We start from the raw sequence: 19,078 nt of genomic DNA on the forward strand, positions 1-19,078 counted from the left end.
GAGTGGTGCGCCCGCGACGCACCCGGTCACCGATTGCCGCACCAGGGCCCGGCCCGCACCCTGGGCCTCATGGCCCGATGCGAAGTATGCGGAAACGACTACGTGATGAGCTTCGAAGTGCACGCCCAGGGGGCCGTGCACGTCTTCGACAGCTTCGAGTGCGCCATCCACCGTATGGCGCCCATCTGCGAGCACTGCCGGGTGCGGATCGTCGGCCACGGGGTCGAGGTCGACGGCCACTGGTACTGCGGCGGTCACTGCTCGAAGGCGGAGGGCCGCAGCGGCATCGTCGACCGGGTCGGCTCGGTGAACGGCGGCGGCTGATCGCGGCGGCCACCGACGGCCGCCGACCGGGCGGCGGCTGGACCCGGCGGCCGCGCCGCGGCGCCGTCCGACCCCTCCGGAGGGCGCCCCGCGACCGAGTTGTACGGTCATGGGGTGTACCGCTTCCTGTTGTCCCGGCAGTGGGTGATCCTCACCCTCATCGCACTGCTCCTCATGCCCGTCATGGTCAAGCTGGGTTACTGGCAGCTGCACCGGCACGAGCGCCGGGTGGCCAGCAACCACCTGATCGCGGACAACCTCGCGGCGAAGCCCCTCCCCGTGGAGTCGCTGACCGCCCCCGGCGCGGCCGTACCGAAGCGGGAGATCTACCGCACGGTCACCGCGACCGGGCGCTACGACACCGCCCACGAGGTCGTCGCCCGCCAGCGCACCGCCGCCGACGGGGACAGCATCGGCTACCACGTGATCACCCCGCTGGTCCTGGCCGACGGCCGGTCCGTGCTGGTCAACCGGGGCTGGATCCCGGCCGGCACCGACCTGACGAAGTTCCCGAAGGTCCCCGCGGCCCCGTCGGGCGAGGTCACCGTCACCGGCCGGCTGCGCCCGGACGAGACCACGGCGGCCACCGGCATCCGGAACAAGGGCGGACTGCCCGACCGCATGATCATGCTGATCAACAGCACGCTGGTGGCGGAGGACCTGCCCGCGGCGGAGCGGCCGGTCGGCGGCTACCTCGAGCTGGTGACGACCTCCCCCAAGCCCGCCGGGCGGCAGCCCGAGCTGATCCCCGACCCCGACCACAGCAGCATCGGCATGCACATGGGGTACGCGATCCAGTGGTGGCTGTTCACCGCCATGGTGCCGGTCGGCTGGGTCATCCTCGTCCGCCGGGAGCGGCGGGAGCGGCTCGCCGCCCGCGACGCGGCGGCGGCCGAGGACGGCGGTACGGCCGAGCCGGCCGCCGCTGCGGTCGCGTCGCCCTAGCGCCGGGGGCACCCTCGTAGAGCGGGGACCCTCGGGAGAGGGAGAGACGGAGGCCGACCGTGGCGGCACTGATCGAGGACTACGCGGTCATCGGCGACCTGCAGACCGTCGCGCTGGTCTCCAGGAGCGGCTCCGTCGACTGGCTGTGCCTGCCGCGCTTCGACTCCCCCGCCTGCTTCGCCGCGCTGCTGGGCGACGAGGACAACGGCAACTGGCGGATCGCCCCGGCCTCGGCCTGGGGCGAGGAGCCCTGCACCCGCCGCTCGTACCGCGAGGGCACCCTGGTGCTGGAGAGCGTGTGGGAGACGCGCGACGGCACCGCCAAGGTGATCGACTTCATGCCGCAGCGCGATCGCGCGCCGGACGTCATGCGCATCATCGAGGGCGTGCGCGGGCGCGTCGCGATGACCAGCGAGCTGCGGCTGCGCTTCGACTACGGGCGGGTCGTCCCCTGGATGCGCCGCACCGACGGCCACCGCGTCGCGATCGCCGGGCCGGACTCGGTGTGGCTGCGCACCGAACCCCAGGTGCCGATGTACGGCAGGGGCTTCGCGACCCGCGCCGACTTCACCGTCGCCGAGGGCGAGCAGGTGGCCTTCGCCCTGACCTGGCACCCCTCCCACGAGAGCCGGCCACGCCTGGTCGACCCCTTCCGGGCGCTGGAGCAAAGCTGCGCGGACTGGGAGTCCTGGTCGGCCAAGTGCCGCTACGACGGTCCCTGGCGGGACGCGGTGCTGCGCTCGCTGATCACCCTCAAGGCCCTCACGTACGCGCCCAGCGGCGGCATCGTCGCCGCGGCGACCTCCTCGCTGCCCGAGGAGATCCGCGGGGTGCGGAACTGGGACTACCGCTTCTGCTGGCTTCGTGACGCGACGCTCACCCTCAACGTGCTGGTCGAGACCGGCTACCTCAAGGAGGCCTCCCACTGGCGCGACTGGCTGCTGCGCGCCGTCGCAGGGGACCCCGCCGACCTGCAGATCATGTACGGGCTCGCGGGCGAGCGCCGGCTGCCCGAGGAGGAACTGGACTGGCTCGCGGGGTACGAGGCGTCCCTTCCGGTGCGGACCGGCAACGCCGCCGCCAAGCAGCTCCAGCTCGACGTCTACGGCGAAGTCCTCGACTCGCTCTTCCTCGCCCGCAGCTTCGGGCTGCGCGACGAACCGCACGCCTGGGCGGTGCAGCGGACGCTGATGGACTTCCTGGAGAGCAAGTGGCACGAGCCCGACGAGGGACTGTGGGAGGTCCGCGGCGACCGGCAGCACTTCGTGCACTCCAAGGTGATGGCCTGGGTGGCCGCCGACCGGGCGGCGCGCACCCTGGAGAACCAGCCGCACCTGTCCGGCGACGCGGACTCCTGGCGGGCGATGCGCAGCGAGGTGCACCGCGAGGTGTGCCGCAAGGGCTTCGACCGGGAGCGCAACACCTTCACGCAGTACTACGGCTCCAAGGAGCTGGACGCGGCGACCCTGCTCATCCCGCAGGTGGGTTTCCTGCCCGTCACCGACAGCCGGGTGGTCGGCACGGTGGAGGCGGTGCGCCGCGAACTGGACCACGGCGGCTTCGTCCGCCGCTACACCCTGGAGGACAGCAGCGTGGACGGGCTGCCCGGCGGCGAAGGCGCCTTCCTGGCCTGCTCGTTCTGGCTCGCCGACGCCCTGCACCGCATCGGCCGCACCGACGAGGCGCGCGAGCTGTTCCAGCGGCTGCTGGGCCTGCGCAACGACGTCGGCCTGCTGGCGGAGGAGTGGGACCCGGCCGACCGCCGCCAGCTGGGCAACTTCCCGCAGGCGTTCAGCCACATCGGCCTGGTCAACACCGCGCTCACGCTCTCCGGCGGCGATGGGGCACGATGACGCCATGGACCTCGGGCTGAAGGACAGGGTGTACGTCGTCACGGGCGCGACCCGCGGGCTGGGCTTCGCCGCCGCGCGGGAACTGGTGGCCGACGGCGCGCGGGTGGTCGTCGGCGGCCGCCGTGAGGAGTCGGTGGCCGCCGCCGTCGCGGCGCTGGGCGGTGCGGAACGGGCGACCGGCGTCGTCGCGGACAACGCCGAACCGCAGGCGCCGGAACGCCTGGTCGCCGCCGCCCGCCGGGCGTTCGGCAGGCTCGACGGCTTCCTCATCAGCGTGGGCGGGCCGCCGGCGGGCGCCTCCGACGTCATCGGGGACGACCAGTGGCGGGATGCGTTCGAGTCCGTCTTCCTCGGTGCCGTACGGCTGTCCCGGGCGGCCGCCGACGAACTCGGCGAGGGCGGCGTCATCGGCTTCGTGCTCTCCGGTTCGGTGCACGAGCCGATCCCCGGGCTCGTCGTCTCCAACGGCCTGCGGCCGGGCCTGGCGGGCTACGCCAAGAGCCTGGCCAACGAGCTGGGGCCGCGCGGCATCCGCGTGGTGGGGCTGCTGCCCGCCCGGATCGACACCGACCGCGTCCGCGAGCTCGACGCCCTCACCGGCGACGCGGAAGCCGCCCGCGCCCGCCTCAGCGAGCGCATCCCGCTGCGCCGCTACGGCGCCCCGGAGGAGTTCGGCCGTGCGGCCGCGTTCCTGCTGTCGCCCGCGGCGTCCTACCTGACGGGGATCATGCTCCCGGTGGACGGCGGCGCCCGCGGCGGCTTCTAGGCCGTGTCCCGCCGCCGCGGGGTCAGCTGACTCGGGCCGCGCGATGGCTGACGGCACGCAGGCGGGCCTCGGCGGGGAGCAGGGGCAGGCCGGCGCTGACCCGGGCGCGGTCCAGGACGGCGGAGTCGAGTCCGTCCAGGACGTCGCCGGGGACGGCGTCCGGGGACAGGGCGAGCTGCAGCCGGGCGCGGGGCGCGGTGGGCGTGCCGGTGAGCGCCGTCGTGGCGTGGTCGACTCCGTGGAGCTGCTCCGCGTCGGCGGCGATGACCTCCTCCAGGGCGCGGCCGCGCAGCAGGGCCACGCCGTCGTCGTCGGCGTCCACCGCCAGCCGGCGGAGCCTGCGGTCGCGCACCTGGGCGAGCAGCCACCACAGGGCGCACAGCACGAGCAGGGCGAGCACGCCGATCACCACGGGCCACCACCAGGAGGAGTCCTCGTAACGGGTCCGGTCGCCCTCGCTGAGCAGCACGTCGTCCCGCCCGGTGTACGGCCGGTGCAGCAGACCCGTGGCGGAGCACAGCACGACGGCGCCGACCAGCACCAGGACCAGCCCGGTGAGGGCGAGGACGAAACGGTTGACGAGGGCGCGCACCGCGCCTCACCCCTCTCCCATACGGCGGACGTGCAGCGAGAGGTCCAGCGGCCGGGCAAGGCCCAGCTGTTCCGTGGCCTCGGCCAGGGCGGCCGCCAGGTCTGCGCGGACCGCCTCCGTCTCCCGGAACGCGATCACGGCGCGCACCGTCGCGGTGCGGCGGGTGACCGTGACGCGCGCCGAGCGCACCCCGGAGACCTCCACCGCACGGTCGCGCAGGGTGAGTTCGGCGGCGTGACGGTCGAGTCCGGCCCGTACGGGCGCCGTTCCGGTGCGCATGGCGAGTACGTCGCGGAGCCCCGGGGTGGCGGCGAGGACGAGCAGCCACAGTCCGAGCAGGACCGTCACGCACGCCCCGGCGAGGATCCACGGGTCGTCCAGCGGGCGGGTGGCCAGTTCGTCGGCGAGGATCCGGCGCCAGGCCATCCCGGGCCGTCCGGCGCGTACCGCGGCGACGTCGTAGAGCAACAGCCCGGCCACGACGGCCAGGAGGGCGGCGGTGACCGCGGCCGGGATGCGGCGCGGGGACCAGAAGCGCCGCGGGCCGCGACGGGGCCGCGGCGGTGCGGGCGGGGGGAGGGCCCTGTCGGGTTCGTTCACCGGACCCTCGCCTCCTGCGCGGCGTGGACGGCCCGCGAGTGCATGCGTTCGACCTCCACGGTCACCCCGAGGACCGCCACGCCGGTCAACTCCTCGACGCGAGCGGCTACACGGCGGCGGACCGACCGGCACACCGCGGCGATGTCCACGGGGTAGCCGAGTTCGACCGAGAGCCGTACGTACACCTGCTCGCGGTGGACGGAGACACCGGCCTGGGGGCGCGCGCCGCGTGGCACATACTCCCTGCCGGGGGCATCGGCGAGGGCCTCGCGGGCCGCCTGGGAGGCGATCTTGGCCAGCACGCGGTCGGCGAGGCGCAGCGAGCCGCGCTCAGCGGGGACGAGGGGCGCTGCGGGGGACGTCGGCGTCGGCACCACGGCCGTCATCTGCGTGGCTCACCGCCTCCGGTCACGGCTGCGGAAGAACTCCCCGGGCTCCAGGTCGCCGTCGAGGAACCGGCCGACGACGAACCCGACGGCGCCGAGCGCCGCCACCAGCAGGAAGGCCGCGAACCCGCCGAAGTAACCGGCGAATCCGAGCGCCATCCCGACGACCAAGCCGAGCACGGCCATGCTCATCGTCCGCTCCCTGTTTCCCTCCCGGGGCCCGTCACTGGACCCGCTGCTCCTGGTCGTCGTCGTCCGTGTCCTCGGGGAGCTTGACGTCGCCCACCGCGATGTTGACCTCGATGACCTCCAGGCCGGTCATCCGCTCCACGGCCGCGATGACGTTCTCGCGCACCCCGTGCGCGACCGCCACGATCGAGACCCCGTAGTCGACGACGATGTCCAGGTCGAGGGCGGCCTGCACCTCGCCCACCTCGGCCCGCACCCCCCGGGTCACGGACCTGCCGCCGGGCACCCTGTCGCGGACGGCGCCGAAGCCGCGGGAGACCCCGGAGCCGAGGGCGTGCACGCCCTCCACGTCGCGCGCCGCGAGCCCGGCGATCTTCTCGACCACGCCGTCCGCGATCGTCGTCCGCCCGCGCGTCGCGGGATCGCCCAGCGGCGCCCGTCGCCCTGACGTGCCGTTTCCGGCCGGGCCGGTCCCCTTCTCCAGGGTCCGGCCGCCCTCCGCCTGCTGAGCGGTCTCGGTCATCGCACCTCTTCCCTTCGGCTTTCCGACGGCGGGAGCGGTACGGGCTGCTCCGTGCACCACACTATGTGGGCATGCCCCGTCGCGCTGTGAGGATGCAGCGATCAGGGACGGGATGGCGGGCCGCGCGGACGCGCGCGGCGGAGGGAGGCGACGGCCGATGACCGCGGACCGGCTGGCTCGTGCGGTGCGCCGGCAACTCGGGCTCGGCCGGGTGCTCCCCCTCGGCGGGCCCGCGGACACGGTGTGGGTCACCGAGCGAGCGGCGGCCGGGGTGCTGCGCGCAGCCGCGGACGCCGTGCCCGGGATCCGCCTGGGCACGCTGCGCCTGGGCACGGCGTTCGGCCCGGGCGGTCCGGACGGTCCGGACGGTCCGGGCGGGGGACTCGACGACGTGGCCGGTGCGCTGCCGGAGTCGGCGCCGTCCGGGGCCCTGCCGAGGCGGCCGCTGCGCGTGGAGGCTTACTTCGAGGCCACCCCGGAGCGCCCGCTGCCCGAGTCGGCCGCACGGCTGCGCGACGCACTGTGGCAGGCGGCGGCCGAGGGCGTCGGACTGGAGCCGGAGGCGATCGACCTGACGGTCACCGGGCTGCTGGAGGAGGGCGGCCCCCGGGCGGCGCTCCCCGCGGAGGCCGCCGACCCGCCGGAGGGCGGGCGGACCGGCACCGCCGCGGGCCGCGCGGCGGCCCGGGTGCCCGGGATGGCCGGGCTGACCTCGCGGCTCGGGGGGCGGCACCATCCGTCGCAGGTGCAGATCGCGGTGGCCGCGGGGCACCGCGCCCTGGACGTCGCACGGGCCGTGGCCCTGGCGGTGACGGCCGTGACCCAGGACGTCACGACCGTCGTGGTCACCGAGATCGCCGCAGACTGAGCACGCTTCAGCCCGGAGCGACAGCCGGCTGTCAGGATCTGTGCGGTGCTTGGCCGGCGGCGTGCCGACACCGCCGCCGACGACCTGCGGGCCCACGACGCCGGAGCGCCCGATGTGCGGGCCCGGGCCTACGGCACGGTGCCCGCGCACCCGGTTCCCTGCGTGCGCCGGCCCCGCGCGTGGACGTTCTGCGGCGATGTGCGATGCACGGACCCGGCCGGGCCGCTACTCCCCCGCGCCCGCCAGGTCCCGCAGCCGGCGGCCCTGCGCGGCGCGCTCGGCCACGCGCTGCTCCTCGTACGTACGGCCGGAGGCCTCGCGCAGCAGGGCCTTCGTCTCGATCACCGCGTCGCGCGGCGCGGCCAGCAGGGCGCCCGCCAGGTCCTTGACGGCGGCGTCCAGCTCGGCGGCCGGGACGGCGACGTTGGCCAGGCCGCTGGCGCAGGCCTCCTCGGCGCCGACGAAGCGGCCCGTGGCGCAGATCTCCAGCGCTCGGGCGTAGCCGACCAGTTCGGTCAGCGGCTTGGTGCCGGCGAGGTCGGGGACCAGGCCCAGGCTGGTCTCGCGCATGGCGAACTGCACGTCGTCGGCGACGACGCGCAGGTCGCAGGCGAGGGCCAGCTGGAAGCCCGCGCCGATGGCGTGCCCCTGCACGGCGGCGATGCTGACGAGGTCGTTCCGCCGCCACCAGGTGAAGGCCGACTGGTACTCGGCGATCGTGGCGTCGAGTTCGCCCTCGGGAGCACGTGCGAGGTCGATGAACGACGGCTCGCCGTCGAAGCCCTCGGGAGTGAAGGCCTGCCGGTCCAGCCCCGCGGAGAAGGACACGCCCTCAGCCCGCAGCACGACGACCCGTACGCTGCCCGGGAGCAGCCGGCCGGCCTCGACCAGCGCCCGCCACAGGGCGGGCGACTGGGCGTTGCGCTTGGCCGCGTTGCACAGCGTGACGGTGGCGACGGACTCCTCCGTCACGAGTCGTACGCCGTCACGTTCAAGCAGCACAGTGGGGTCGGACATCGGGCACCTCCTGGCGATCCGCAGTCTGGATTACCGAAGAGTAACCACCCGGTCGGCCGTTTCCGCGACCGGGTGGCCTTGCCACGACTCCGATCCGCTGCGCAAGGCGCCCGGCCGTGTCAGGCCGTGGAAACCTTCTTGCCCCGCGTCGCTCCGCCGCGACCGCGCAGGGTCACACCGGACTCGCTGAGCATCCGGTGGACGAAGCCGTACGAGCGGCCGGTCTCCTCGGCCAGTGCCCGGATGCTTGCTCCACCGTCGTACTTCTTCTTGAGGTCTGCCGCGAGCTTTTCGCGCGCGGGGCCGGTCACCCGGCTGCCCTTCTTCAGAGTCTCGGCCACCCGTGCCTCCTCTAGGGAAGTGCGCTCTGTGACTCTCATGATCACCCCTAGGAGACTTCCTGGCCACCCATTCGGCAAGGTCCGTGCGACAACATTTGGCGCCGTGTTGACGCGGACACGCGGCGCCGGAGGGGTGGAATCCGGCATTCCGCACGGCCTCCCCGGGCTCCCTCCGGAGCGCGGCGGAGAAAGGGCAGGTCATCCGGGCCGGTAAGGAGTTTCCCCTTGTGACGCGGCTGATCCATCCGTACGTCCGGTATTTCGCACGTTCCCGCGCCGGAGTACGAGCCGGTCTCACACAGATGAAGGATCACCCGTCGGCTGAATGATCCAGTGGAGTGATCCACACGGATGATCCGCCGCGGGCCCCGGAAGGATCAGGCGAGCGCGACGAGGTCCGCGTAGTCCTGGCCCCACAGGTCCTCGACGCCGTCGGGCAGGAGGATGATCCGCTCGGGCTGCAGGGCCTCCACCGCGCCCTCGTCGTGGGTGACGAGGACGACCGCGCCCGTGAAGGTGCGCAGCGCGCCGAGGATCTCCTCGCGGCTGGCCGGGTCGAGGTTGTTGGTGGGCTCGTCGAGCAGCAGCACGTTGGCGCTGGAGACGACGAGGGTGGCCAGGGCGAGCCGGGTCTTCTCGCCGCCGGACAGTACGCCGGCGGGCTTGTCCACGTCGTCGCCGGAGAAGAGGAACGAGCCGAGGATCTTGCGGACGGCGACCAGGTCCATGTCCGGTGCGGCCGAGCGCATGTTCTCCAGGACCGTCCGGTCGGCGTCGAGGGTCTCGTGCTCCTGGGCGTAGTAGCCGAGCTTGAGGCCGTGGCCGGGGACGACCTCGCCGGTGTCCGGCTGCTCCACGCCCGCCAGCAGCCGGAGCAGGGTGGTCTTGCCGGCGCCGTTGAGGCCCAGGATGACGACCCGGGAGCCCCTGTCGATGGCCAGGTCGACGTCGGTGAAGATCTCCAGCGAGCCGTACGACTTGGACAGCCCCTCGGCCGTGAGCGGGGTCTTGCCGCAGGGCGCGGGGTCCGGGAAGCGCAGCTTGGCGACCTTGTCGGACTGCCGCACCGCCTCCAGCCCGGACAGCAGCTTGTCGGCGCGGCGTGCCATGTTCTGGGCGGCGACGGTCTTGGTGGCCTTGGCGCGCATCTTGTCGGCCTGGGCGTTGAGGGTCGCGGCCTTCTTCTCGGCGTTGGCGCGCTCGCGCTTGCGGCGCTTCTCGTCGGCCTCGCGCTGGGTGAGGTACTGCTTCCAGCCCATGTTGTAGACGTCGATCTGGGAGCGGTTGGCGTCCAGGTAGAAGACCTTGTTGACGACCGTCTCGACCAGGTTGATGTCGTGCGAGATGACGATGAAGCCGCCGCGGTAGGTCTTGAGGAAGTCCCGCAGCCACAGGACGGAGTCGGCGTCGAGGTGGTTGGTCGGCTCGTCGAGCAGCAGGGTGTCGGCGTCCGAGAAGAGGATGCGGGCCAGTTCGACGCGGCGGCGCTGACCACCGGACAGGGTGTGCAGCGGCTGGGCGAGGACCCGGTCGGGCAGGCCCAGGGCGGCGGCGATGGTGGCGGCCTCGGCCTCGGCGGCGTAACCGCCCTTGGTGAGGAACTCGGTCTCCAGGCGGGCGTACTTCTTCATCGCGTTGTCGCGGGTGGCGCCCTTGCCGTTGGCCATCCGGTCCTCGTTCTCGCGCATCTTGCGCAGGACGGTGTCCAGGCCGCGGGCGGACAGGATGCGGTCGCGGGCCAGGACGTCGAGGTCGCCGGTGCGCGGATCCTGGGGCAGATAACCGACCTCACCGGAACGCGTCACGGTGCCGGCGGCGGGCAGGCCCTCGCCCGCGAGCACCTTCGTGAGGGTGGTCTTGCCGGCGCCGTTGCGGCCGACCAGGCCGACGCGGTCGCCGCGGGCGATGCGGAAGGAGGCGGACTCGATGAGGACGCGGGCTCCGGCGCGCAGCTCGATGCCGGTGGCAGTAATCACGGGAAGAAGCTCCTGGGCGTGTCGGACGGCAGTCGGACGTGGGTTCGCGGTGGTCGCGGTCGGACGCCGTCTAATGCGTGAGGATCACTGCCATGTCTCCAGTCTACCGGGGGCGGCACGGGTGCCCGGCAAGCGGTTTTCGGGCGGTGGGCGAGGGCGGGCCCGGGCGGCGGGCGCCCCGGCGGGCGCGACGGGCCGGGTGGGACGGAACGGCCGATAATCGGAGGTATGCAGTTCGACGACGACGCATCGCTCGACACGTCCCAGGTGGAGGACCAGCGAAGCGGCGGACGGTTCGGCGGCAGGCCGCGGGGCAAGGTGGTGGGCGGCGGTCTCGCCGGGCTGATCGTCCTGGTGATCGGGCTGATCTTCGGCATCAGCCCCGACCAGCTGGGGCTCTCCTCGGAACCTCCGGTCCAGGCCCCGGGCACCACCTCGGGCTCGGACCTCGCCGCCGGCTGCCGTACCGGCGCGGACGCCAACGCCCGCCAGGACTGCCGCATGGTGGCGGTGATCAACAACGTGCAGGCGTACTGGGCGTCCGAGTTCCGCAAGCGCGGCATGACCTACGAACCCGCGCCGACCGTCTTCTTCGACCAGCCCATCCGCACCGGGTGCGGGGTCGCCGACCCGGCTTCGGGACCCTTCTACTGCCCCGTGGACCGCAAGGTCTACCTGGACCTGGACTTCTTCTCGACCCTGAGCAGCCGTTTCGGCGCGCAGGGCGGGGCGTTCGCCGAGAGCTACGTCGTCGCCCACGAGTACGGGCACCACGTGCAGGACCTGGTGGGGACGCTGGGCAAGGCGCAGGACCGGCTCACCGGCCCGAGCAGCAACTCGGTGCGCGTGGAGCTGCAGGCCGACTGCTACGCGGGCGTGTGGGCGCACAACGCCACACGGACCCTGGACGAGGACACGGGCAGCCCGATGATCAGCGCGCTCGACGAGGAGGACATCCGCCGGGGCCTGGACGCGGCCGCGGCGGTCGGCGACGACGCGATCCAGTCCCGGGTGCAGGGCCGGGTGACGCCGGAGTCGTGGACGCACGGCTCGTCCGCCCAGCGGCAGCAGTGGTTCACCACCGGACTGGACTCCGGTGACCCCGGCCACTGCGACACCTTCGGGCGCTGACCGGGTGGAATGTCCGTGTGCGGGGTCATTGTCGGACCCCCCTGCCAGACTGGGACCCACGTCGCACAGGACGTCAGGTCCCGGAAGGGGAGAGTGATCGTCATGGCCCGCGAGGCAAGCCCGCCCACCGTCTGCCCGGCGCTGCGCTACAAGGACGCGAAGGCCGCCGTCGCGTTCCTCAAGAACGCCTTCGGCTTCACCGAGGTCGCGGTGCACGAGGGCGAGGACGGCCTGGTGGAGCACGCGGAACTGGCGTACGGCAACGGCGTGGTGATGCTCGGCAGCGAGCGCTCGGGCACCGCGTTCAGCCGGATCGCCGCGAACCTGGGTGCCGCGTCGGTGTACGTGGCCGTGGAGGACACCGACGCCCATCACGAGCGCGCCGTCGCCGCCGGGGCCGAGGTCGTGCTGCCGCTCACCGACCAGGACTACGGGTCGCGGGACTACACGGCCCGCGACCCCGAGGGCAACCTCTGGTCCTTCGGCACCTATGTGCCGCGGATACCGGAGTAGGGCCCTTCACTCTCCCCCGGTGTGCACCTGGAAGGCGGCCCGGCGGATCATCTTGGACAGCGCCGGGTCCGGGTGCGCGGCGGCGAGGGCGACCAGCACCTGGACGGTGCGGGGGTGACCGGCGTGGCGCAGTTCCTCCAGCAGGCGGGTGACCGAGCCCTGGACGGCCGTCTCCAGGTGGCTCACCAGCAGGTGGCTCTCCCCGTGGTCGGCGACGGCCGCGGCGGTGTCCACCCACAGCCAGGTGGACTCCTCGCGGGTGAGCAGCGCGGCGACGTCCTCCGGGTCCCCTCCCTCGTGCTCGGCGAGCCACAGCAGCGCGTAGGGCCGCAGACCGGCCTCGTCGACCACGTCGCGGACGGACGGCTCCGCGGGGCCGCCGACGACGCGCAGCGCCTCGAAGGCCAGGGCGCGCAGCAGTGCGTCGTCGCCGCGCGCCACGTCCAGGAACTCGCCCACCGCCTGGGCCACCGGGCGGGCCGCCAGCCAGGCCTTGTACTCGTCGCGGGCGGCACCGGGCGGCATCCCGATGCAGGCCTTGAGCATCTCCTCGGCGGAGTGCTCGAAGTGCCCGGCGGAGCCCTGCGCGGCCACGCAGATCTGCTCGAGCTTCACCCACACCGCCCAGCTGCCGAGCGCGGTGATGGTGACCTCGCCGGGGCGGGCCGGGTCGCGGGGTCTGAGGGCGCCGACGCGGGCGAGCGCGTCGAGCGTCCAGTCCAGCAGCGCGGGCAGTTCGTCGCGGGCGGCGCCGGCCGGGGGCTCGTGGCGCTCCGCGCGTAGCTCGGCCACACGCTGCCGCAACAGGTCCAGCAGTACGGCCACGGCGACCGGACCGGAGGAGAGGTGGAGCAGGGAGAGCAGTTGCGGAGCGGCCTCCACGACCTCGGCGACGAGCGAGGGGTCGGCGTCGGCGCACTCCGGCTCGAGCGCCGCGGGATGCGCCAGCGACCACGCGTCGAAGAGGGCGACCCAGCCGCGCAGTACGGCCGTGTCGTCGCGGTCCCAGGCGCGCAGTCGCCAGCCGGGCCGGGCGGCGCCTCCTTTGTGCAGCTCGATCAGGCCGGTGAGCCGGGCCCGGTCCCAGGCGGTGCGCACCTGCCGCTCCGTCAGTGCCAGGGTGGCGACGGCTCGCAGCACATCGGGGTCCCGCAGTATCCCGGCGGTCCCGGGGGCGGCGGCGCCGGTCTCCGCGTCGGCCCAGCGGGCCAGCCGTACGGCGTCCGAGAGTTCGGTGCGCGCCCTGCGGGCGAGCTCGGGCAGCGCCGGGATTCCCTCCGGCGGCCGCGGCGGGCGGCTTCGCCGCGCTGTTGTGGCGGCACGGCGCGCGGTGGCGAGTGGCCTGCGCGGGACAAGACGCAGCGGAGTGTCTCGCGGGATACGGGACGTCACGGGAGCAGTCTTGCGGGTGAGCACCCGGAAACCCAAACGAGCGTCCCCTTACCGTGACGGACCGTGCCCGAATTGAAGGGAGAGATCCGCCTTTGTTGGGACATAAAGACCACGTAGGGAAGGCCTCAGAGGAGGGGTGTGAGGAAGCGCCGGAGCGCCTCCTCGTATGTTGAGGGGTTGGCGTTCCACATGGCCGCGTGCGCGGCGCCGCTGACGGCGTGCAGCGTGACCAGGTCCGGGCGCTGCCGGGCCAGTTGGCGGGACGGCCCCCAGGGGGCGAGCGTGTCGTCGGGCCCGTGGAAGACGAGCGCGGGGACGTCCAGCCGTTCCGGGTGGGCGGCCTCGGCTATCCGCTCCGCGTGCAGCCCGGTGCGGCCCTCGGTGGCGCGCACGCCCAGCGGCAGCAGTGCGCGGGGCGCGCCCCGTGCGGCGGCGGCGGCGCGGACCGTGTTCTGCCAGTCCAGCACCGGGGAGTCCAGCACCATCCCGGACACCAGGGCGCGCAGCGGGGAGTGGCAGGCCGCCCGGAGCGCCATCGTCGCGCCGGTGGACCAGCCGTGCAGCACCAGCCGGCGGGCGCCGTGCCGGACCGCGAAGCGCATGGCGGCGTCGAGGTCGCGCCATTCGGAGTCGCCGAGGTGGCCGATGCCGTCCCACGAGGGCGGCGCTCCGGCGTCGTTGCGGTAGGAGAACGCCAGGACGGGCAACCGCAGTTTGGCCAGGAACGCCATGAGGTTCATGCCGAGCTCACGGGAGGTGCCGAGGCCGTGCGCGAGCACGACCCAGGTGTCACGGGCGCCGGGCACGAACCAGGCGGGCAGCAGCCCGAGTTCGGCGGGGATCTCGGCGTCCCGGTACTCCAGGCCGAGGGCGGAGCGCGGGGTCCCGATGTGCACCTGCGGGGTGAGCCGCACCTGGTCGCCCTGCGCGACGGCGCCGCGGTTGATCCGCACCAGACGGCGGGTCACCGAGTCCGGGGCCGTGGACAGCACCTCGCCGACGGTGACGTGCACCCCGGCGGCGATCAGGCCGTGCACGCCGCGCCGCGCGGTGCCGAGGGTGCGGGTGAGGGTGATGTCCTGCCCGGTCACCGCGTGGACGGTGAGCGGGTCCGGGTCGACGCCGTTCGAGGTCGGCCTCAGGGCAAGCCCGGAGACGTGCCGCCCGGCCGCCACCGCGGCCGCCCCGGCACCGAACGCTGTCGTGGCGGCGAGGGCCGCCGCGGTGGTGAGGCGCATCCCTTCCAGTCTCCGCGCGCTCGGCGGGGGCGGCCAGTGGGCGGAGCCGTCCGGGCTCAGTCGCGCTCGTCCTCGTGGGCCGCGCGGGGCCGGGGGACGTCGGCGCGGACGGCCCGGTGCTCGCCGTGCTCCCCGCGCTCCCCGTGGCCTTCGTGCGCGCCCTGGACCTCGTACGCGTCGCCGGCCCCGTGCCCTTCGTGCTGCTCCGCCGCCTCGTCCCCGGGCTGGCCGTACTGGCGCAGCCTCTCGGCGACGCGGGCGAGTTCGCGCTTGGAGAGCAGCGAGGGCGAGAACCCGGCCACCGAGCGGGCGGCGAGCCAGACCTGGCACATCCACTCCAGCTGGGCGGTGCGGTCGTAGGCCTGCTCGAGGTCGTCGCCGTAGACGATGGTGCCGTGGTTGCGCAGCAGGCAGCCGGTGCGGTCGCGGAGCGCGCGCAGGACGTTGGCGGCCAGTTCCTCGCTGCCGTAGGTCGCGTAGTCGGCTACGCGTATCCGGCCTCCCAGCGCCGCGGCCATGTAGTGGATGGCGGGCAGTTCGTAGAGGAGCGTGGAGACGGCGGTGGCGTGCACGGCGTGGGTGTGCACGACGGCGCCCGCGTCGGTGTGCCGGTAGATCGCCAGGTGCATCGCCAGCTCGCTCGTCGGGCGCAGCGCGCCGAGCACCTGCTTGCCGTCCAAGCCGACACCGACCGTGTCCTCCGGGCCGAGACGGTGGTAGGGCACCCCGCTGGGGGTGACGAGCACGAGGTCGTCGCCCACCCGCACCGACACGTTGCCGGACGTACCGACCACGAGACCGTCGTCGACGGAGCGGCGGGCAGTGTCCACCAGCTCCGTCCAGGCCCGCGCCACCGTGTTCCGCACCGACATCCGTGCCACCTCCGAGCGCTGATCCTGACAGGTTGGCCGTTGCCGCCCGCTCTCGGGGCACAGTAACGTCCCCGCACAGCTTCCGGACCGATCACGCATACGAATTGCAGGGGCAGCACCATGACCACCGTCAACGGCGGCATCTCCTTCTGGTACGCGAAGTCAGGGCTCCCGGTGCCGCGTGAACCGCTGCCCGGGGACACCACCGCCGACGTGTGCATCGTCGGGGGCGGCTACACCGGACTGTGGACCGCCTACTACCTGAAGAAGGCCGTGCCCTTCCTGCGGATCGTCGTCCTGGAGCAGCGCTTCTGCGGCTACGGCGCCTCCGGCCGCAACGGCGGCTGGCTGTACAACGGCATCGCGGGCCGCGACCGCTACGCCGCGCGGCACGGCCGCGAGGCCGCTGTGGCGTTGCAGCGCGCGATGAACGGGACCGTGGACGAGGTGATCCGGGTCGCCGCCGAGGAGGGCATCGACGCCGACGTCCACAAGGGCGGGGTGCTGGAGGTCGCGTACTCCCCCGCGCAGCTGGCCCGGCTCAGGGCGTTCCACGAGACCGAGGTCGCCTTGGGCGAGAAGGACCGTCTGCTGCTGGGCGCGGCCGAGTCCGCCGCGCGGATCCGGGTCGCCGGGACGGCCGGCGGCACCTGGACGCCGCACGGGGCGCGCATCCAGCCGGTGAAGCTGGTGCAGGGGCTGGCCCGGACGGTGGAGGCACTCGGCGTCGTCGTCCACGAGTCGACCCCGGTGACCGAGATCCGGCCGAAGCACGCGGTCACGCCGTTCGGGACCGTGCGCGCCCCCTACGTACTGCGCTGCACGGAGGGCTTCACCGCCTCGCTCAAGGGCCAGAAGCGGTCGTGGCTGCCGATGAACTCCTCGATGATCGTGACGGAGCCGCTGCCCGGGGAGGTCTGGGAGACCATCGGCTGGGAGGGCCGGGAGGCTCTCGGCGACATGGCGCACGCGTACATGTACGCGCAGCGCACCGCCGACGACCGGATCGCCATCGGCGGCCGCGGGGTGCCGTACCGCTTCGGCTCCCGCACGGACAACGACGGCCGCACGCAGGCGGCGACGGTCGAGGCGCTCCGCGACATCCTGGTGCGCTTCTTCCCGGCGACGGGGCGGGTGGCGATCGACCACGCCTGGTCCGGGGTGCTCGGCGTGCCGCGTGACTGGTGCGCGACCGTCGAGCTGGACCGCTCCACCGGCCTCGGCTGGGCGGGCGGCTACGTGGGCAGCGGCGTGGCGACGGCGAACCTCGCGGCGCGAACGCTGCGGGACCTCGTCCAGCTGGACTCCGGCCAGGCGCACGGCACCGAACTGACCGCCCTGCCCTGGGTGCACCACCGCGTGCGCCGCTGGGAGCCCGAGCCCTTCCGCTGGATCGGGGTGCACGGCCTGTACGCGGCCTACCGCGCCGCCGACCGGCGCGAGCAGGCCGGGCGGAGCGCGGAGACCGACCGGGTGGCCCGCATCGCGGACCGCATTTCGGGCCGCCACTAAGGGGATTCGGCCGGTACGTGCGGCCCCGGCGGGTGCCGCGCCGGTGGTTCGGCTGCCCCGCCGTCTCGCGCCCTTCGGGCGCAGGGCTGCCGGCTGCGGATGGGGAGGTGGGCCGCCGGGGCTCGTCGGCGTGTGCGGGTCGGCGCGTGGCCGGGTTCAGGCGCCGGAGCGGATTTCCTTTCCGGTTGCCTCGGGTCTCGTTGCCGTCCGCGGGTGCAGATGGCCGCTTCCACGCCTGCTGCCGGTGGTGGGCGCGCCCGCCGTTACCCGCGACTGCGGGTGATTCGGGGTGCTGCCGGGCGGTCGGCGGGAGATCAGGCCCGCTTTCACCGGCATACACGTCGAAACAGAGCCCGATGTCGGGGAAGCACCCGCGGACGCCGGTTACGGCGGGCCCGCCACCCGCGGACGGTGGGCGTGGTCACCGGCCATCTGCACCCGCGGACAGCAACGAGACCGGAACCAGACGAACAACCGACCCCGCTCCGGCGCCTGAACCCGAACCACGCACCCACCCGCGCACACCGACGAGCCCCGGCCGCCCACCCTCCCCGTCCGCAGCCCGCCGCTTTGCGCCCGCAGAGCGCGAGACGAACCCGCACGGATCCGCCGCGTATGACCCCTCGTGACCAGGATCTCTTCCTCCGCACCAGGAAGGCTCGGCAAAGGGTCACAGAAGCATTGATTACAGGACGAAACGCAGCCCGCCCCACACCCCCCGCACGCACTGGCACCGCCGCGCCGCCCCTCGTTCACCTTCCGTTCATCCAGACTCCGTACGGTCGCCACCGCCACTGTCCGATCGAACGAATGCCTGGGTCAATGGAACACATCACGCTCCTGATCGGAATCGTGATCATTACCGCACTCGTGTTCGACTTCACGAACGGTTTCCACGACACCGCCAATGCGATGGCGACCACCATCTCCACTGGCGCGCTCAAGCCCAAGACGGCGGTGGCCATGTCCGCCGTGCTCAACCTCGTCGGCGCCTTCCTCTCCGTCGAGGTGGCGAAGACGATCTCCGGCGGCATCCTCGACGAGAGCGCGGGCATCAAGCCCGAAGTGATCTTCGCGGGGCTCGTCGGCGCGATCGTCTGGAACCTGCTGACCTGGCTGGCGGGCCTCCCCTCCAGTTCCTCCCACGCCCTCTTCGGCGGCCTCATCGGCGCCTCCGTCGCCTCGGCCGGATTCGGCTCGATCAACGGTGACGCGGTCGTCATGAAGGTCCTGATCCCGGCCGTCTGCGCCCCGGTGGTGGCTGGTGTGGCCGCCATGCTGGCGACCCGCCTGACCTACCGCATCGGCCGCAACGCCGACCCGGCCGCCACCGCCAAGGGGTACCGGGCCGGGCAGATCGCCTCGGCCGGTCTGGTCTCCCTCGCGCACGGCACCAACGACGCACAGAAGACCATGGGTGTCATCACCCTCGCCCTGATCGCGGGCAACGTGGTCGCCCCCGACTCCGACCCGCCGCTGTGGGTCATCGTGTCGGCCGGCATGGCCATCGCCCTCGGCACCTTCATCGGTGGCTGGCGGATCATCCGCACCATGGGCAAGGGCATCACCGACATCCAGCCGCCGCAGGGCTTCGCCGCCCAGACCGGCGCCGCGACCGTCATCCTGGCCTCCTCGCACCTCGGCTTCTCGCTCTCCACCACGCAGGTCTGCTCCGGCTCCGTCATGGGCGCCGGCGTCGGCCGCAAGGGCGGCGTCGTCCGCTGGAGCACCGCGGGCCGGATGTTCGCCGCGTGGGGGCTCACCCTGCCGGCCGCGGGTCTGGTCGCCGCGGGCGCCGCGCTCCTGGCCGACCGGGGCGACTGGGGCGTCACGGCGGTCGCCGTCCTGGCGCTGGCCGCCTGCACCGCGATCTGGATCGCCTCCCGCCGCAAGCCCGTCGACCACACCAACGTCAACGACGCCCACGGCAACGCCGAGGAGCCGGGCGTCATCACCTCCGCCATCGCCGCCGTCATCCCGCCGCCGGCGGGCCTGACCGTGACCGCCGCCGACACCGACCCCGCCAAGGCCTCCGCCTGA

Annotated in this window: 19 protein-coding genes and 1 pseudogene; 9 read left to right on the top strand and 11 right to left on the bottom strand. The window is 73.5% G+C overall.

Features of this window, described 5'->3' with window-relative positions:
- The first annotated feature begins 69 nt into the window (after positions 1–69).
- The 4 genes from ACFW3D_RS24760 to ACFW3D_RS24775 all read left to right on the top strand — a co-directional run bounded on the left by ACFW3D_RS24760 (position 70) and on the right by ACFW3D_RS24775 (position 3,888).
- The gene (locus ACFW3D_RS24760) at positions 70–324 is read left to right on the top strand and encodes a metallothionein (protein ID WP_500507147.1); all 255 of its coding nucleotides are present in this window, start codon (positions 70–72) and stop codon (positions 322–324) included.
- A gap of 114 nt (positions 325–438) precedes the next feature.
- Positions 439–1,269: an SURF1 family cytochrome oxidase biogenesis protein gene (locus ACFW3D_RS24765; RefSeq protein WP_500507149.1), complete on the top strand. Its 831-nt coding sequence runs from the start codon at positions 439–441 to the stop codon at positions 1,267–1,269.
- A 59-nt stretch (positions 1,270–1,328) separates the two neighbouring features.
- Positions 1,329–3,122: a glycoside hydrolase family 15 protein gene (locus tag ACFW3D_RS24770; RefSeq protein ID WP_500507151.1), complete on the top strand. Its 1,794-nt coding sequence runs from the start codon at positions 1,329–1,331 to the stop codon at positions 3,120–3,122.
- A gap of 4 nt (positions 3,123–3,126) precedes the next feature.
- Complete coding sequence (locus ACFW3D_RS24775; RefSeq protein ID WP_500507153.1) at positions 3,127–3,888, top strand: SDR family oxidoreductase; 762 nt, start codon at positions 3,127–3,129, stop codon at positions 3,886–3,888.
- 22 nt (positions 3,889–3,910) lie between these two features.
- Here the strand turns inward: ACFW3D_RS24775 and amaP are convergent, their stop codons facing one another.
- From amaP to ACFW3D_RS24800, 5 genes are read right to left on the bottom strand one after another with little or no spacing between them, the layout of a single operon-like run.
- On the bottom strand, positions 3,911–4,480 hold the full coding sequence (gene amaP, locus ACFW3D_RS24780) for an alkaline shock response membrane anchor protein AmaP (protein WP_500507155.1): 570 nt from the start codon (positions 4,478–4,480) through the stop codon (positions 3,911–3,913).
- A 6-nt stretch (positions 4,481–4,486) separates the two neighbouring features.
- On the bottom strand, positions 4,487–5,080 hold the full coding sequence (locus ACFW3D_RS24785; protein WP_500507157.1) for a DUF6286 domain-containing protein: 594 nt from the start codon (positions 5,078–5,080) through the stop codon (positions 4,487–4,489).
- Entirely contained in the window at positions 5,077–5,466 is a 390-nt protein-coding gene (locus ACFW3D_RS24790; protein WP_500507159.1) for an Asp23/Gls24 family envelope stress response protein, read from the bottom strand. Before ACFW3D_RS24790 ends, ACFW3D_RS24785 begins: the two co-directional genes overlap by 4 nt.
- A gap of 9 nt (positions 5,467–5,475) precedes the next feature.
- Complete coding sequence (locus tag ACFW3D_RS24795) at positions 5,476–5,658, bottom strand: hypothetical protein (RefSeq protein WP_500507161.1); 183 nt, start codon at positions 5,656–5,658, stop codon at positions 5,476–5,478.
- Positions 5,659–5,689: 31 nt separating this feature from the next.
- Positions 5,690–6,178, bottom strand: a complete 489-nt coding sequence (locus ACFW3D_RS24800; RefSeq protein ID WP_500507163.1) for an Asp23/Gls24 family envelope stress response protein — start codon at positions 6,176–6,178, stop codon at positions 5,690–5,692.
- Positions 6,179–6,335: 157 nt separating this feature from the next.
- On the opposite strand from ACFW3D_RS24800, the gene ACFW3D_RS24805 reads away from it, so the two are divergent.
- Positions 6,336–7,046, top strand: coding sequence for a hypothetical protein (locus ACFW3D_RS24805; RefSeq protein ID WP_500507165.1), 711 nt, complete (start codon positions 6,336–6,338; stop codon positions 7,044–7,046).
- A 225-nt stretch (positions 7,047–7,271) separates the two neighbouring features.
- Here the strand turns inward: ACFW3D_RS24805 and ACFW3D_RS24810 are convergent, their stop codons facing one another.
- The 3 genes from ACFW3D_RS24810 to ACFW3D_RS24820 form a co-directional block, all read right to left on the bottom strand.
- Positions 7,272–8,063, bottom strand: coding sequence for an enoyl-CoA hydratase/isomerase family protein (locus tag ACFW3D_RS24810; RefSeq protein WP_500507167.1), 792 nt, complete (start codon positions 8,061–8,063; stop codon positions 7,272–7,274).
- Between the two features lie 119 nt (positions 8,064–8,182).
- Positions 8,183–8,404: a helix-turn-helix domain-containing protein gene (locus ACFW3D_RS24815; RefSeq protein ID WP_499606212.1), complete on the bottom strand. Its 222-nt coding sequence runs from the start codon at positions 8,402–8,404 to the stop codon at positions 8,183–8,185.
- Positions 8,405–8,781: 377 nt separating this feature from the next.
- A complete protein-coding gene (locus tag ACFW3D_RS24820) occupies positions 8,782–10,380 on the bottom strand; it encodes an ABC-F family ATP-binding cassette domain-containing protein (RefSeq protein WP_500507169.1) in 1,599 nt (532 codons plus the stop codon).
- A 228-nt stretch (positions 10,381–10,608) separates the two neighbouring features.
- Between ACFW3D_RS24820 and ypfJ the strand changes: the two genes are divergently transcribed.
- Both ypfJ and ACFW3D_RS24830 read left to right on the top strand, forming a co-directional pair.
- Positions 10,609–11,511: a KPN_02809 family neutral zinc metallopeptidase gene (gene ypfJ / locus ACFW3D_RS24825; RefSeq protein ID WP_500507171.1), complete on the top strand. Its 903-nt coding sequence runs from the start codon at positions 10,609–10,611 to the stop codon at positions 11,509–11,511.
- Positions 11,512–11,613: 102 nt separating this feature from the next.
- A complete protein-coding gene (locus ACFW3D_RS24830; protein WP_500507173.1) occupies positions 11,614–12,024 on the top strand; it encodes a VOC family protein in 411 nt (136 codons plus the stop codon).
- 6 nt (positions 12,025–12,030) lie between these two features.
- On the opposite strand, the gene ACFW3D_RS24835 is transcribed toward ACFW3D_RS24830, so the two are convergent.
- From ACFW3D_RS24835 to ACFW3D_RS24845, 3 genes and pseudogenes are all read right to left on the bottom strand, one after another.
- Entirely contained in the window at positions 12,031–13,416 is a 1,386-nt protein-coding gene (locus ACFW3D_RS24835; RefSeq protein ID WP_500507175.1) for a hypothetical protein, read from the bottom strand.
- A gap of 125 nt (positions 13,417–13,541) precedes the next feature.
- Positions 13,542–14,654: an alpha/beta hydrolase family protein gene (locus tag ACFW3D_RS24840; protein ID WP_500507177.1), complete on the bottom strand. Its 1,113-nt coding sequence runs from the start codon at positions 14,652–14,654 to the stop codon at positions 13,542–13,544.
- Positions 14,655–14,875: 221 nt separating this feature from the next.
- Positions 14,876–15,526, bottom strand: a pseudogene (locus ACFW3D_RS24845) (class II aldolase/adducin family protein); the annotation flags it as partial.
- Positions 15,527–15,646: 120 nt separating this feature from the next.
- Here ACFW3D_RS24845 and ACFW3D_RS24850 point away from each other — a divergent pair.
- Together ACFW3D_RS24850 and ACFW3D_RS24855 are read left to right on the top strand one after the other, a co-directional pair.
- Positions 15,647–17,038 carry an NAD(P)/FAD-dependent oxidoreductase gene (locus tag ACFW3D_RS24850; RefSeq protein ID WP_500507179.1) on the top strand — a complete coding sequence of 464 codons (1,392 nt, stop codon included), beginning with the start codon at positions 15,647–15,649 and terminating at the stop codon, positions 17,036–17,038.
- Between the two features lie 822 nt (positions 17,039–17,860).
- Positions 17,861–19,078 (top strand): inorganic phosphate transporter, encoded by a 1,218-nt coding sequence (locus tag ACFW3D_RS24855; protein ID WP_500507181.1) that lies wholly within the window; start codon positions 17,861–17,863, stop codon positions 19,076–19,078.

This window comes from Streptomyces sp. NPDC058864 (genome assembly GCF_042742985.1).
Classification (GTDB): Bacteria; Actinomycetota; Actinomycetes; order Streptomycetales; family Streptomycetaceae; genus Actinacidiphila.

Excerpts from the sequence above, each read along its gene's own strand:
- ACFW3D_RS24830 (WP_500507173.1), top strand. The coding sequence starts at position 11,614 with ATGGCCCGCGAGGCAAGCCCGCCCACCGTCTGCCCGGCGCTGCGCTAC.
- ACFW3D_RS24810 (WP_500507167.1), bottom strand. The coding sequence starts at position 8,063 with ATGTCCGACCCCACTGTGCTGCTTGAACGTGACGGCGTACGACTCGTG.
- ACFW3D_RS24795 (WP_500507161.1), bottom strand. The coding sequence starts at position 5,658 with ATGAGCATGGCCGTGCTCGGCTTGGTCGTCGGGATGGCGCTCGGATTC.
- ACFW3D_RS24760 (WP_500507147.1), top strand. The coding sequence starts at position 70 with ATGGCCCGATGCGAAGTATGCGGAAACGACTACGTGATGAGCTTCGAA.
- ACFW3D_RS24840 (WP_500507177.1), bottom strand. The coding sequence starts at position 14,654 with ATGCGCCTCACCACCGCGGCGGCCCTCGCCGCCACGACAGCGTTCGGT.
- ACFW3D_RS24805 (WP_500507165.1), top strand. The coding sequence starts at position 6,336 with ATGACCGCGGACCGGCTGGCTCGTGCGGTGCGCCGGCAACTCGGGCTC.
- ypfJ (WP_500507171.1), top strand. The coding sequence starts at position 10,609 with ATGCAGTTCGACGACGACGCATCGCTCGACACGTCCCAGGTGGAGGAC.
- ACFW3D_RS24790 (WP_500507159.1), bottom strand. The coding sequence starts at position 5,466 with ATGACGGCCGTGGTGCCGACGCCGACGTCCCCCGCAGCGCCCCTCGTC.
- ACFW3D_RS24850 (WP_500507179.1), top strand. The coding sequence starts at position 15,647 with ATGACCACCGTCAACGGCGGCATCTCCTTCTGGTACGCGAAGTCAGGG.
- ACFW3D_RS24855 (WP_500507181.1), top strand. The coding sequence starts at position 17,861 with ATGGAACACATCACGCTCCTGATCGGAATCGTGATCATTACCGCACTC.
- ACFW3D_RS24800 (WP_500507163.1), bottom strand. The coding sequence starts at position 6,178 with ATGACCGAGACCGCTCAGCAGGCGGAGGGCGGCCGGACCCTGGAGAAG.
- ACFW3D_RS24775 (WP_500507153.1), top strand. The coding sequence starts at position 3,127 with ATGGACCTCGGGCTGAAGGACAGGGTGTACGTCGTCACGGGCGCGACC.